The organism is Nocardiopsis sp. MT53 (genome assembly GCF_019598965.1).
Lineage (GTDB): Bacteria > Actinomycetota > Actinomycetes > Streptosporangiales > Streptosporangiaceae > Nocardiopsis > Nocardiopsis changdeensis.
Window position 1 is genome coordinate 2,389,336 of sequence record NZ_CP080599.1, and the last position, 13,587, is coordinate 2,402,922.

Genomic DNA, 13,587 nt, shown 5'->3' on the forward strand with positions numbered 1-13,587 from the left:
TCCCGCACCGGTTCCCCGGACCGTATCGCCTGCCCGCTTCGCCCGTGGGTGCCCTGATGTGGACGTATGCCTCCGGACCACGGACAATACGGGGTGATATGGAAGGATTCTCGGGTGACTGAAGAGTTCCGTGCCGCGTTCCAACGCGTGCTCGACACCGCCGCCGAACAGGCTCCCGGGTTTCCCGCGGCCGTGCACGACGTCTTCCGGCTCTCCTCCCAGGTCCCGCAGGAGGAGCTGGCCGTCGCCATGGAGGCGCTGGCCCCCGTGCTGTCGGACTGCGAACCCGTGGCCGGCATCGCCGCCGACCTCGCGGTCCTGGCCGGCGCGCTGGTGGAGGCCGGTGCGCCCGCGGGGCAGGTGGGGCTGGAGGTGCTGCGCCAGCTCGGCAGTTACGGACAGGCCGCGGCCGCGTTCATGCACGCCTGGGACAAGACCGGCGGCGGCCCCCCGCCGCACCCCGGCGAGGTGGGCGAGGCCGAGGAACAGCGGGTCGAGGAGGTCCTGGGCGAGAACGCGCCCCTGGCCACCGTCGGCTGGTGGACCTGCCTGCGCTACGGGCTCGCCGCCAAGGCCATGCTCGGCGACTCCCGGGTGCGGGCGGCCGTGCGCGCCGACTCCGGGGCCCTGGAGGGCCTGAGCCAGATCGTGCACGCCCTCTCCACCCGGCTGCCCGAGTTCACCGAGGTCGGCGAACTCCTGAAGATGGCCGAGGCGGACAGCGCGCTGGTGCTGGACCGGGCCTCCTGGCGGGCCTTCCGCGTCCGGTTCGACGGCATCGGCGACAACTTCCAGCTGCACACGCTGCTGGCCGACGCGCTCATCGGCAAGGAGGGGCAGCGGCTGCCCGGCACCCGGCCGGACCCGCGGTGGACCGCCGCCTGCCTGGACGGCGCCCCGGACCCGCTGGCGGACGTGGTGCGCGGCGAGTGGGACCTGGTCGGCGGTGACGGGACCTGGGTCGGCAACGAGGCGTGCCCGGCGGACATCCCCTTCGTCGACGGGGAGCGTGTGCTGGTGCTGGAACCGCAGACGCTCGCCCACTCGTGGCGGGCGGGGCGGCGCCACGCGCACATCCCGGGCAGCCTGACGATCGTCGAGGAGCTGCACCCGGACGAGGCCACCGGGTGGTGGTCGCGGATGCACCCGGCCGGATCGGTGCGCCACCCGCTGGCGCCCGCCATCGAACACGGGGACACCGGAGCGCACCGGCCGCCCCGGCACTTCGGCGTGGCCGCGCACTTCGAGGAGGTCGACGCGGGGCCGCTGTCGTCGACGTTCCCGGCCCTGGAGCCGGACGTCCTGTCGGACGACCTGCCGGGCGGGCTCCCGCAGGAGGCGTCGCCGGACGGCCCGTGGGCCGAGGCGTACCCGCGCGAGGCGGTGGGGTGGGCCGACGACCCCGCGCCGCGGCCCGAGCCCCGGGTCGAGCCGCAGATCGAGGCGTGGCCGCTCGTCGAGCGCGCGCCCGACCCGTGGTCGGCCGTCGAACCCGAACCCGAGCCCCGGGGGTACATCCCGCCCGACGACGGCCGCCCGCCGGGCGCGCACCTGATGCCGCCTCTGCCGCCCGGGGTGTCGGACAGCTGGGCGTGGGCCCCGCACTGGAAGTGGCCGCCCCCGCCCGGACCCGCGCCGAGCCCGTGAGACCCCGCCGCCGAAGGCGGCACCCGGGCACGCCGTAGCGCACCCGGTATCCCCCGAACACCGAACCCGGAGACCCCCCATGCCCGAGCCCGCCCGGACCGCTGCCCCGGAATCCGCCCCCGCCGAGCCTGTCGAGCCCGCCCGAGACTCGGCGGCCGCTGGGGACGCCGTGACCGAGACCCCCCGGACCCCCGGGCCGGAGGAGCCCGAGACGGCGGGCGGCCCCGCCGGGGAGGACGGGGACGCCGGGACCGCGGCGGTCCCGGACACCGCCGGCGTCGTGGAGAGCGCTTCCGGCCCTGCGAAGTCGTGGGCGGCCCGGGTGGCGCTGGTGGCGGCCGCCGGGCTGGTGGTGGGCGGAACCGCCTACCTGGGAGTGGAGGTCGCCGACGCGTTCGCGCCGGCCGCCACGACCGGGACGGCCGAGTCCGGGCCCGACCGGGACACCGGCGAACGCCGCACCACGCCGCTGCTCGCGGACCCCGGCGAGGGTGTCCCCCAGGGGACCGCCGCCGACCCCGTGGCCGGCGGCGACGCGACGGCTCCCGCCCAGGGCCCCGTCGGCGCACCGGTCGAGGGCACCGCGCCCGCCGACGGGAGCGGCGGCACCTCCGGAGGGGAGGACCCGCGCGCGCAGATCCTCGACGACATCCTCAACACGCCCCAGGAGCGCCCGCCCCTGGTCAACGACTGCGACCAGGCGTGCGTCGACGCCCATACGGCACGCGAGGAGGAGGGCGTCGAGCCCGTGGTCGTCGAGTTCCATCCCGAGGACTACGAGTTCCCCACCACCCCCTGATCCGGGAACGGGCCGGCGGGTCCGCGCGCCGTGGGCGCGGACGGCGCCGCGTCGGCGGCGGGCCGGGGCCCGGGCGGGAATACGCAGGTGGACGCCCCGGGGGCCGGTGTCCGACCGGCACGGCAGCCGTGGTCGCCCACAGGGAGCACGGACCCGACTAGGCTGGCGTTCGGCAATCCGACACCCCGGCAGGCCGACCGCGCTGGGTGAGTCACGAGCACACTCAAGGAGATCCCGTCATGGGGCAGCGACACTTCGATCTGGTCGTTCTCGGCGCGGGCCCGGGCGGCTACGTCGCCGCGATCCGGGCCGCCCAGCTCGGCCTGAACACCGCCGTCATCGAGGAGAAGTACTGGGGCGGCGTCTGCCTCAACGTGGGCTGCATCCCCTCCAAGGCCCTGCTGCGCAACGCGGAGCTGGCCCACCTCTTCACCAACGAGGCCGACCTCTTCGGCATCAAGGTCGACGGCAAGGTCGAGTTCGACTACGGCAAGGCGTTCAGCCGCAGCCGCGAGGTCGCGGACGGCCGCGTCAAGGGCGTCCACTTCCTCATGAAGAAGAACAAGATCACCGAGATCGACGGCCGCGGCACCTTCGTCGACGACCACACCATCGAGGTCGCGGGCGGCGACGGCTCCAGCGAGACCGTCACCTTCGACCACGCGGTGATCGCCGCCGGCTCCTCCACCAAGCTGCTGCCCGGCACGCAGCTGTCGGAGCGGGTCGTCACCTACGAGGAGCAGATCCTCGAGTCCGAGCTGCCCGGCAGCATCATCATCGCCGGAGCGGGCGCCATCGGCGTCGAGTTCGCCTACGTCCTGGCCAACTACGGCGTGGACGTCACCATCGTCGAGTTCCTGGACCGCATCGTCCCCCTGGAGGACGAGGAGGTCTCCAAGGAGCTCTCCCGCGCCTACAAGAAGCTCGGCGTCAAGGTCCTGACCTCCACCCGCGTGGAGGGCGTCGAGGACACCGGGAGCAACGTCAAGGTCACCGTCACCACCACCGGGGGCGACCAGCAGGTCCTGGAGGCCGACAAGCTGCTCCAGGCCATCGGGTTCGCGCCCAACGTCGAGGGCTACGGCCTGGAGAAGACCGGCGTGGAGCTCACCGAGCGGGGCGCCATCGCCATCGACGGCCGGGGCCGCACCAACGTGCCGCACATCTTCGCGATCGGCGACGTCACCGCCAAGCTGATGCTGGCCCACACCGCCGAGGCCATGGGCATCGTCGCGGTGGAGACCATCGCCGGGGCCGAGACCCAGGAGATCGACTACAAGTTCATCCCGCGCGCCACCTACTGCCAGCCGCAGATCGCGAGCTTCGGCTACACCGAGAACGAGGCCCGCGAGGCCGGGTTCGACGTGCAGGTCGCGAAGTTCCCGTTCATGGCCAACGGCAAGGCGCACGGCATCGGCGACAGCCGCGGGTTCGTCAAGGTCCTCTCCGACGCCAAGTACGGGGAGATCCTGGGCGCCCACATGATCGGCCCCGACGTCACCGAGCTGCTGCCGGAGCTGACCCTGGCCCAGCAGTGGGACCTGACCGTCCACGAGGTGTCGCGCAACATCCACGCCCACCCGACGCTGAGCGAGGCCGTCAAGGAGGCCGTGCACGGGCTGTCCGGGCACATGATCAACTTCTAGGCCGTCCGCCGCGGGGGTCCGTCCCGCGGCGTGCGGAACGAAGGGCGCCGGGGCCGGTCCCCGGCGCCCTTCCCCGTGTCCGGTGCCGGGAGCGCCGGGCGCGGCCGCGGCCCCGGCGGGCGTCCGTCGTCCTGTTGTGCCGGACCGCGGCGGACTTGCTAAGTTTCCCTGTGTCCCCCGCCGGAACCGTCCCCTTTCGTCCGGCACACTCCCGACACCGAGAGCCACCCATGCGACTGATCCCGTCCTCCCCCCTGTCGTGCCTGGGCACGGCCGTCGCCGCCGCCGTGATCGGTGGATTCGTCCTGGTCGGCTGCGACGTCGTCGAGTTCGACGAGTTCGACACGGACTTCGGCCTCTTCTCCGGGGACGGGGAGGCGTCCCCGAGCCCGGAGGCGAGCGCGAGCCCGAGCCCGGAGGACGGGGAGGGGCAGGAGGAGGACGCGCAGTACGCGCTGCCGGAGTCGTGCGCGGAGGTCGGCGCAGCAGAGGTCGTCGGGGACCTCGCGCCGGGGACCGTGCTGGCCGAGGACCGCGGCGAGGTCGAGGGGTTCGCCGACGCCGAGCAGCTGACCTGCTCGTTCAGCGACGGCTCCGGGACGCCGGGCGCGGCCACGTTCACCCTGGTGTTCACCCTCAACGTCGACCCGAGCCTGAGCCCCGACGTGGTGGCGGTGCCGGGCGCCGAGGAGGAGATGAACTGGGAGGTGGACATCGACGTGGACGTCGACACCTACCACACGGACGAGTCCGACTCCCTGGGCGGCGACCTGGAGTACGTGGGCACGGTGGACGGCGGCACCCGCCACCTGTACCTGTCGCTGCCGGGCGAGCTGTACGTGACCGCGATCGCCTACGGCGGGGAAGTGCCGCGCGAGGACCTGGAGCGCGTGGTGATGCTGGCCGCGGAGCGGGTGCGCGGCTGACCCCGGCCGCACGCAGGGATCACGGACGTCGAGGCCGCCGGCACCGCCGGCGGCCTCCGCCGTGTCCGCTCCCGGTCGGCGCAGGGGGGCGCTGCGCTGGGGCGGGTTGATCACCGATGTCCAGGTCGGCCCCCCGGTCAGCGCAGGAGGTCGGGCAGCCCCCCGGCGAGGGCGTGCAGGCAGCGCGCGGCCAGGGCGGCGGGGCCGTCCTCTCCGCCGGGCGGTGCGTCCCCGGCGGACCAGGTCTCCATGGACAGGCGGATGGCGTCGGTGACGGCGGCCGCCGCCAGGCGCACCGTCAGGTCGTCGTCGGGGCGGCCGGCGGCCGCCGCCAGCAGCGGTACCAGGAGCTCCTCCGACTCCTGGTTGACCCGGTACCAGACGGCCCGCAGGGTGGCGTCCTCGCGGGCGGCGCGCAGCAGCGCGCGCGTCCACTCCAGGGCGCGCTCCTCCTCCGGCCCGCCGGGCGTCAGGGCGTCCACGACGGACCGCTCGACGGCCTCGGGCAGCCCCGGGGCCGGCCCGCCGTCGCCGGCGGGCTCCTCCAGGGCGGCCAGCGCGTCCCGCCAGTGCTGCGCACCGGTGCTGAGCAGCGGGGCGACGGCGTCCTGCTTGGTGCGGAAGTACCGGTAGAACGTGCGCAGCGCCACGCCGGCGGCGGCGGCGATGTCCTCGGCGGTGGTGTTGTCGACGCCGCGCTCGGCGAAGAGCCGGGCGGCGGCCCGGGCGATCTCCACCTGCGTCGCGGCCTTGCGGCGGGCGGTGAGGGAGGGGCGGGACCCCCCGGATTCTGCGGTGACCATCGCGCTCGATCCTAAGTCCCTCCCAAGGCGGCATAAAAAGTCGAAGTGGCATGTTGTGCCAAATGGACATTTCATGCACGAGGCCGCGCCCGGCCGGACGCGGCGGAGGAGGTAAGGGCCGTGAACCGTTACGAGGGACGACGGGTCCTGGTCACCGGCGGCGGGTCGGGCATCGGCCAGGCCACCGTGCTGCGCATGCTGGCCGAGGGCGGCAGCGTCGTCGCCGCCGACGTCAGCGAGGCCGGGCTCAAGGACACCGTCGACCGCGCGGGGGACCTGGCCGAGCGGCTGACCACGGTGTTCCTGGACGTCTCCGACGAGGATTCGGTGCGCACCGGCGTCGGCATCGCCGTCGAGGCACTGGGCGGGCTCGACGCGCTCGTCAACGCCGCCGGGATCCTGCGCTCCTCGCACACCGAGCGGACGGCGCTGGCGGACTTCGAGCGGGTCCTGCGCGTCAACCTGGTCGGCACGTTCCTGGTGATCCGCGAGGCGCTGCCCGAGCTGAAGCGGGGGAACGGCCCCGCCGTGGTGAACTTCAGCTCCACCTCGGCGGCGTTCGCCCACCCCTACATGGCGGCGTACGCGGCCAGCAAGGGCGGGATCCAGTCGATGACCCACGCGCTGGCGTCGGAGTTCGCCGGCGCCGGGATCCGCTTCACCGCCGTGCAGCCCGGCTCCATCTCCAGCGGGATGACCGACGGCAGCGGCGCCAGCGGTCAGAGCCGCGGGCCCGGACTGCCCGACGACGCCGACATGGCCCTGTTCGCCAAGCTCGGCCCCGCCCTCGGACAGGGGTTCGCCGGGCCGGAGACGGTGGCGTCGGTGGTGGCGATGCTGGCCTCCGACGACGGCGCGTTCATCACCGGGACCGAGGTCCGCGTCGACGGCGGCACCCACTTCTGATCCCGGGGAGCGAGAAGGGGCCGTGCCGCGGATGTTCCGCGGCACGGCCCCTTCCCTTGTTCTCGGAGTCGGTCAGCCCTGGTCCAGGAGGCGGGCGCAGCGGATCAGGCCCAGGTGGGAGTACGCCTGCGGGTGGTTGCCCAGCGCGCGTTCGGTCACCGGGTCGAACTCCTCCGGCAGCAGGCCGGTCGGACCGGCGCAGTCCACCAGGTGAGCGAACAGCTCCTCGGCCTCAGCGCGGCGCCCCGTGGCCAGGTAGGCCTCGATCAGCCAGGTCGTGCACAGGTGGAAGCCGCCCTCGCCGCCGGGCAGGCCGTCGTCGCGGTGGTACCGGTACACGGTGGGGCCGCTGCGCAGCTCGGCCTCGATGGCGGTCACGGTGGCCTGGAACCGCTCGTCGGAGGGGTCGATGAGCCCGGACAGCCCGATGTGCAGCGAGGCCGCGTCCAGGTCGGTGCCGTCGTAGGCGGTGGTGAACGCCTGCGCGTCCGCGTTCCACCCCTTGTCCACGACCTCGGCGGCGATCTGTGCCCGCAGGGGCTCCCAGCCGGGGTCGGGGGCGCGGTCGTAGGCGGCCGCCAGGGTGAGCGCGCGGTCCAGGGTGAGCCAGCACATGACCTTGGAGTAGACGCGGTGCCGGGGCTCGTCGCGCTCCTCCCAGATGCCGTGGTCGGGCTCCTGCCAGCGCCGGGCGACGGCGTGGGCCATCTCCTGGACCAGCTCCCAGTCGCGGTCGGCCAGGGTGCCGCGCACCCGGGCGAGGTGGGCGATGAGCTCCACGACGGGGCCGAACACGTCGAGCTGTACCTGGTGGTCGGCGAGGTTGCCGACCCGGACGGGGCGGGACCCGGCGTAGCCGGACAGGGAGTCGATGACCTCCTCGGGGCCCAGGTCGGTGCCGCGCAGCGAGTACAGGGGCTTGAGCAGCTCGGGGCCGGGGAGGGTCTCCACGACGCGGTGCACCCAGTCCAGGAACGCCTCGGCCTCGGCGGTGGAGCCGAGGTCGACCAGGGCCTGGACGGTCAGGGCCCCGTCGCGCAGCCAGCAGTACCGGTAGTCCCAGTTGCGGATGCCGCCGATCTCCTCGGGCAGGGAGGTGGTGGCCGCGGCCATGACGCCGCCGGTGGGGGTGCACAGCCCGCGCAGGGTCAGCGCGGAGCGCGCCACCAGCCGCCTCTCGGTCTCGGGCAGGGACAGCCCGCCGAGCCAGTCGGCCCACTCGGCCTCGCCGGTGCGGCGCCGCTCGGCCTCGGGGAGGTCGCCGGGGGCCAGGGAGTCGGTACCGCAGCGCAGCTCCAGCACCACGGGGCGCTCGGAGGTGGGCTGGACGGTGGCGTAGGCGATGTCGTCCACGCCGTCGTGGTCGATGCGCCAGGACACGCCGGGCGAGTACAGGGCGATGGGGAACTCGGCGCCCTCGACGACGAGGCCGTCGTCCTTGGGGGTGATGCGCACCGGGGCGCGGCCGAAGTCGGGGCGCGGGGCGAACTCCACCACGGCCGGGGTGGTCCCGGTGATCACCCGCACCAGGTCGGTGCGGCCCGGGGCGGTGTCGGTGGCCAGGTAGTCGATGACCTCCAGCCGCGAGAAGCGCGTGCGCACCGTCATGGTGTCGCGCTCGTACCGCTGGCCCAGGGGCAGGCCCTTGTGGGCGGGGGCGATCGCGAACACCCCGGCGGAGCGGCCGCCCAGCAGTTCGGCGAACAGGGCCGGGGAGTCGGGCTCGGGGTGGCACAGCCACAGCAGGCGGGCGTCCGGGCCCACGAGGGCGACCGAGGACCGGTTGGACAGCAGCGACATGCGCTCGATCGGGGTGGGGCGCTCCCCGAACACCCAGGATCGGCGCTCGGCGGCCAGCAGGGAGAGCAGCTGGGCGGCGGCCGGGGTGTCGGCCACCCGGTGGGCGGCCACGGAGGGTTCGGTGGTGTCGCCGACCCGGATCCCGGCGTCGGCGCCGGACAGGTGCAGGAAGACGGGCTCCTCGCCGTCGCCGCCGCCCATGTACAGCACCGCGGTGGCCTCGACCTGCCCGCGCAGGACCTCCAGGGCCTCGGCCTTGCCGTGCGCGGAGGGGTCGGCGGTCAGGTCGGTGTCGAACTCGGTGCCGTGGGCGCCGACCAGGCGCACCTCGCCGGGCAGCCGGGACAGGGCGGCCAGGTCGCGCAGCGGACGGGCGGAGATGACCGCGCACACCGTGCCGGGGAGCTCGGCCAGCTCGCGCAGGGCGCGCACTGCTTCGGGCAGCGGGCGGCGGTCGGGGCGGCCGTCCGCGTCCAGCGGGGCCAGGGCTCCGTCGTAGTCGCAGGCCACCAGCAGCCGGGAGGTGCGGGCCAGTGCCGACACCCGTCGGCGCGCATCGGTGGACAAGGGGTCGGGGGTCACGCCGGTGGGCTCTTCCGGCATGCCCGGGGCCGCGTTCACCGTTTGGGTGAGCGTCACTGTGCCTCCTCCGCTGGTCCACGCAACGACCTGGGAAAAATGGGTGATCTGTAGGACTCCGTGCGCATACGCCGGGTTCACACGAGACTGGTGTGGAAAACGTAGAACCCGGGGCTTGTGGCACGGGTGGGGCCTCAGGGGACTTGAAGCAGATCTCAGGAACTTTTAACGCGGATGTGGATGAAAGGGATCGCGCGCAGCGTCAAGATCCGGTCCTCCGGAAGTCAACGCGAGACTACCTGCGGTCTGTTGCCCCTGAGGCCCGTGGGGGGCGTGATGCAGGTCACTCTAGAGGTGTTTCGGGTGAATGGCGAGGGTGTGTCCGAGATGGAAGCGGGCGCCGAGCGTTGCGAATGCGGAGAAAGCACGCAAAGCCGACTTGACCGGGACTCTTCCCCTTCTTGGCCGAGAGGATGGTGTGCGGTGTGCCACCGGCCGATCGGGATTTTTCGTCGGCGCCGACCCGCGGGAGCCGGGCGGGGAGCGGCGCGGGCGCTGGGGGAGATGGGCGCGGCGGCCGCGCCCGCCCTGCCGCTGTTGCGGCGGTTGTGGGCCGCCCCGCGGCGGCCGTGGCGGCAGGGGCGGCCCGGCTCCGGATGGCGGGACGTCCTCCATGATCGGGAACTGCTGGCGCTGCTCGACAGGGCCATCGCGCGTGTCGGAGGAGGGTGAGGCACGACCTCCGAAAGGGCTTGCGTTGCGGCGGGCGGAGCTGTTCGGTGGTTCCCATGGCCGATGACGAACGCCTGCGCGGGCTGGACGGGGTGCCCTGGGGCGATCTCGTGGACTGCCACGGACAGGACGGCACCGGGGTCCGCGACGACCTCGCGGCGGCGCTCACAGGGGACCCCGCGGAGGCCGTCGAGGCGCTGGAGGACCTCTGCGTGAGCCTCGCCGACCGGGGGTACGGGTACCGGCTCCCGTCGGCGGTGCCCGCGGCGCTGCCGTTCCTGGCGCGGGCGGCCGCCGACGCCGGGCGCCCGAGCCAGGTCCGGCTGGACGCCCTCGACCTCGTCGGGGACGTGTGCTCCGGCTGGGACCTGCCCGCACCGGCCACCGTGCGGGAGGTGCTGCTCTCCCTGCTGGCCGACCCCTGCCCCGAGGTGCGCGTCAAGGCCGCCGAGGCCCTGGCCCGGGGGCGGGGCGGGGACGCCGCCGTGGTGGAGGCCCTGCGCGAACGCCACGGGGCCGAGGCCGACCCCGGGGTCCGGCTCCGGCTCCTGGCCGCCGCCGTCCGGCTCACCGGGAGGGGCGGACCGGTTCCGGGGTGGCTGCGCGACCGGTTCGAGAACGGGGACCGCGACGAGCGGGTACTGGTCGGTTCCGGGGCCTTCGGGGACCCGGTGCCGACCGCCCGGGCCGCCATGGACGACCTGGTCCGGGAGCCGCGCCCCCGGTGGTTCCGGGCCGCCGGGCTGGGCGCCGACGGCTGTGACGACCGGCGCTTCCGCTACGCCCAGGTCTGGATCCACCGGGCGCTGGACCGCGACGGGCGGGAGCGGGTCGCCCGGGACCTGCTCGGGCACGCCGACGCACGGGTGCGCGCGGCCGCCGTGCGGGCGGCGCTGGACCTGGTCGGGGAGTTCCGTTCGGCGGCCGGGCCCTGGGCCGGGCGGGTCGCGCCGCTGCTGGACGACCCCGACCCGGAGGTCCGGCGGTGGGCGGTGCGGTCGCTGTCCGCGGTCGGGGAACATGCGCTCCCGTGGGCGGACCGGCTGGCCGGCATCGCCGCGGAACCCGGCGGCGACGCGCAGGCGCTGCTCGCCCTGGCCCGGCTCCGCGACCCCCGCGCGCCCGCGCTCCTCCCGGCCCGCTCCGGCCTGCCGCTGTTCGGGTTCGACCCGGTCCCCTCCAGGGACCCGTGGGGCTGGGACCCGACGTTCGAGGAGGCCATGGAGGCGTTCGCGCCCTGGGCCGACGAATTGCTGCCGCACCTGCGCGAACGGATGGGGGGCGACCCCTGGGAGGCCCGGTGGGCGGCCCCCGCCCTGGCGGCCTGGGGTCCCCGCGCGGCCCCGCTGGCCGACGCGGTCGCCGGCCTGCTCGGCGGCGGCGACCGCGACCCCGGCCTGGTGGCGGCGCTGGCCGCGATCGGCCCCGCCGCGGCGCGGCACGCCGACCGGGTGCGGGAGTCCGCGGCCGGACCCGGACGGGCCCACGCGTACCTGCGGCTCACCGGTGACACGGGGGCGGCGCTGGACCTGCTGGGCCCCTTCGGCGCCCGGTGGCACGATCGGGAGTGGGCGCTGCTCGCCGAGGCCGGTCCCGCCGCCGCCCGCTACGAGGCCGACCTGCGGGAGTACACGGACCTGCGGGGGGCGCACGACGCCCGGGCCCTGCACGCCCTGTGGCGGGTCACCGGGGACACGCGTGCGGTGCTCGCCGCGCTGCTCGACACCGACCACCCCTACCTGGGGGAGCGGGTGCTCACCGGCACCGGCACGGCCGCCGTGCGCCTGCTCGGCGGGATCGGCCCCCCCGCCGGGCGGGCGCTGCCGCGGCTGCGCGCGCTGCTCGGCTCCGACCGCACCGCCCACGTGTCGCCGCGGGCTCTGAGCAGGCGCGGTATCGCCCAGGACCGGGACCTGACCGCCCTGCTGCGCGACGCGGTCGCCCGGATCGGAGGAGGGGGCTGAGGGGCCCGCACCGGGCGGGCCCCGGCGGTCACGAGGTCTTCTCGGGCTTGCGCAGGTGGTGCACGAACGCGGGCGGAACGTTGGCGATCACCCGGTCGGACCGGACGCCGTACCGGTCGATCCAGTCCTGCACCACCCAGCTGGTGCGCGCCTGGCGCAGGTAGTCCTCGCGCCGGGCGATGACCGCCTTCACCTCCTTCGTGTACAGGTAGCCGTAGAAGGAGAGGTGGCCGCCGGGGCGCAGCACCTCGAAGTAGTACTCCAGGATCTCCCGGACGGCGTCGGCGGTGAAGTTCGCGAACGGCAGCCCCGACAGGATCACGTCGTAGGTGCGGTCGGTGCCCATGTCGCCGACCAGCTTGGCGTGCACCCGCGCCTGAGCGGCGATCGGTGACAGCGCGGGGTCGGTCTCCAGCAGGTGTTCGAGGTGGGCGGCGAACTCGGGGTTGGCCTCCACCAGGTCGGCGGTGTCCCCCGGACGCATGGCGGCGGCGATCCCGCGGGTGATGGCCCCCGTGCCCGCGCCCACCTCCATGATCCGCAGCGGCTCGTCGGGTACCGGACGGACACGGACGTGTTCGGCCATCGCCCGGGCCAGCGCTGGGCTGCTGGGCAGGATGGAACCGGTGGCATGGAACGTCCGCAGCGCCTGGGTGAAGAACAGCCTGGTGTCGCGCAGGCGTTCGTCGAGGGCGGCGAGGGGTCCGGCGGTGCTCTTTGTCTCGGACATAACCGAACGCTAACCCCTGGCGGCCTCCGATGGGAGACACCGGTGTTCCCGCGCCGTGAATTGCGGGTGTGGACCATCCCACCGCCCCGGCGGGAACCCCGGCCGCGGCACCGCGCCGGCCCTGGTGGTTAGGCTGGCCCCATGAGCGAAGCGGACGAGGGCACCCGTACCGAGCACCCCCGGACGGCGCTGGTGACAGGCGCCTCCTCCGGCATCGGCGAGGAGTACGCGCGCCGCCTGGCCCAGCGCGGCTACGGCCTGGTGCTGGTGGCCCGGCGCAAGGAGCTCCTGGAGTCGCTGGCCGAGGAGATCCGCGACATCTACGGCACCCCCGTCGAGGTCCTGCCCGCCGACCTCGGCTCGCGCGGCGGGGTGGACGCGGTCGCCGGGCGCCTCACCGCCGACGGCACGGGGGAGCGACCCGCCGTCGACCTGCTCGTCAACAACGCCGGGCGCGGCGACGGCGGAGCGTTCACCGAACAGGACCCCGCCGACATCGACGCCATGCTCGAACTCAACGTGCGGGCCGTCCTCCAGCTGACCCGGGCCGTGCTGCCGGTGCAGATCGCCCGCCGCGAGGCCGGGGAGCAGGCCAGGCTCGGTGTCATCACCGTCTCCTCGCTGGCCGGGGAGCCCGCCGTGAACCCCGGCGGTTCGGTGTACGGGGCGGGCAAGAAGTTCCTCACCCTGTGGAGCGAGAGCGTGTCCGCGGAGGTGCGGGGCAGGGGCGTGTCCGTCACCGTGGTGCTGCCCGGGTTCGTGCGCACCGACATGACCCGGGGCGTCCAGGAGAAGGGGCTGCCCGAGTTCGCGTTCGTGCCCAAGGAGCACATCGTCCGCGACTCGCTGCGGGCCTGGGCGGCCGGGCGCTCCCACGTGGTCCCCGGTGCCCAGTACAAGACCGCCGACGGCCTGCTCAAGGTCCTGCCGCGCTCCCTGGTGCGGCTGGTGGCCCGCCGCATGGTGTGACGGGCCCCCGCCGGGGGCGGGCGCGGCGGTGGATGTGACGTGTTCCCCGACCGCATGGTGAGACTCCCGCCCCCGCGTGCAGCGGA

10 protein-coding genes are annotated in these 13,587 nt (G+C 74.6%); 7 read left to right on the forward strand and 3 right to left on the reverse strand.

All coding sequences use genetic code 11. The annotated features are described in order from the left end of the window. Positions 1–114: 114 nt before the first annotated feature. From K1J57_RS10580 to K1J57_RS10595, 4 genes are all read left to right on the forward strand, one after another. Positions 115–1,647, forward strand: coding sequence for a hypothetical protein (locus K1J57_RS10580; RefSeq protein ID WP_220564262.1), 1,533 nt, complete (start codon positions 115–117; stop codon positions 1,645–1,647). Between the two features lie 169 nt (positions 1,648–1,816). Further along, positions 1,817–2,446 (forward strand): hypothetical protein, encoded by a 630-nt coding sequence (locus K1J57_RS10585; RefSeq protein WP_220564264.1) that lies wholly within the window; start codon positions 1,817–1,819, stop codon positions 2,444–2,446. 239 nt (positions 2,447–2,685) lie between these two features. Beyond that, complete coding sequence (gene lpdA / locus K1J57_RS10590) at positions 2,686–4,092, forward strand: dihydrolipoyl dehydrogenase (protein WP_220564266.1); 1,407 nt, start codon at positions 2,686–2,688, stop codon at positions 4,090–4,092. 230 nt (positions 4,093–4,322) lie between these two features. Beyond that, complete coding sequence (locus K1J57_RS10595; protein ID WP_220564268.1) at positions 4,323–5,018, forward strand: hypothetical protein; 696 nt, start codon at positions 4,323–4,325, stop codon at positions 5,016–5,018. Positions 5,019–5,155: 137 nt separating this feature from the next. Here K1J57_RS10595 and K1J57_RS10600 read toward each other — a convergent pair whose 3' ends face one another. Continuing rightward, entirely contained in the window at positions 5,156–5,821 is a 666-nt protein-coding gene (locus K1J57_RS10600; RefSeq protein ID WP_220564270.1) for a TetR family transcriptional regulator, read from the reverse strand. A gap of 120 nt (positions 5,822–5,941) precedes the next feature. Here K1J57_RS10600 and K1J57_RS10605 point away from each other — a divergent pair, with 120 nt between their 5' ends. After that, a complete protein-coding gene (locus K1J57_RS10605) occupies positions 5,942–6,727 on the forward strand; it encodes an SDR family NAD(P)-dependent oxidoreductase (protein WP_220564274.1) in 786 nt (261 codons plus the stop codon). Positions 6,728–6,799: 72 nt separating this feature from the next. On the opposite strand, the gene K1J57_RS10610 is transcribed toward K1J57_RS10605, so the two are convergent. Next, positions 6,800–9,166: a trehalase-like domain-containing protein gene (locus K1J57_RS10610; protein ID WP_220564275.1), complete on the reverse strand. Its 2,367-nt coding sequence runs from the start codon at positions 9,164–9,166 to the stop codon at positions 6,800–6,802. Positions 9,167–9,894: 728 nt separating this feature from the next. On the opposite strand from K1J57_RS10610, the gene K1J57_RS10615 reads away from it, so the two are divergent. After that, the gene (locus K1J57_RS10615; RefSeq protein WP_220564276.1) at positions 9,895–11,802 is read left to right on the forward strand and encodes a hypothetical protein; all 1,908 of its coding nucleotides are present in this window, start codon (positions 9,895–9,897) and stop codon (positions 11,800–11,802) included. Positions 11,803–11,830: 28 nt separating this feature from the next. Here K1J57_RS10615 and K1J57_RS10620 read toward each other — a convergent pair whose 3' ends face one another. Then, complete coding sequence (locus K1J57_RS10620; RefSeq protein ID WP_220564277.1) at positions 11,831–12,532, reverse strand: class I SAM-dependent methyltransferase; 702 nt, start codon at positions 12,530–12,532, stop codon at positions 11,831–11,833. 141 nt (positions 12,533–12,673) lie between these two features. On the opposite strand from K1J57_RS10620, the gene K1J57_RS10625 reads away from it, so the two are divergent. Further along, entirely contained in the window at positions 12,674–13,501 is an 828-nt protein-coding gene (locus tag K1J57_RS10625; protein WP_220564278.1) for an SDR family oxidoreductase, read from the forward strand. The last annotated feature ends 86 nt before the right edge of the window (positions 13,502–13,587 follow it).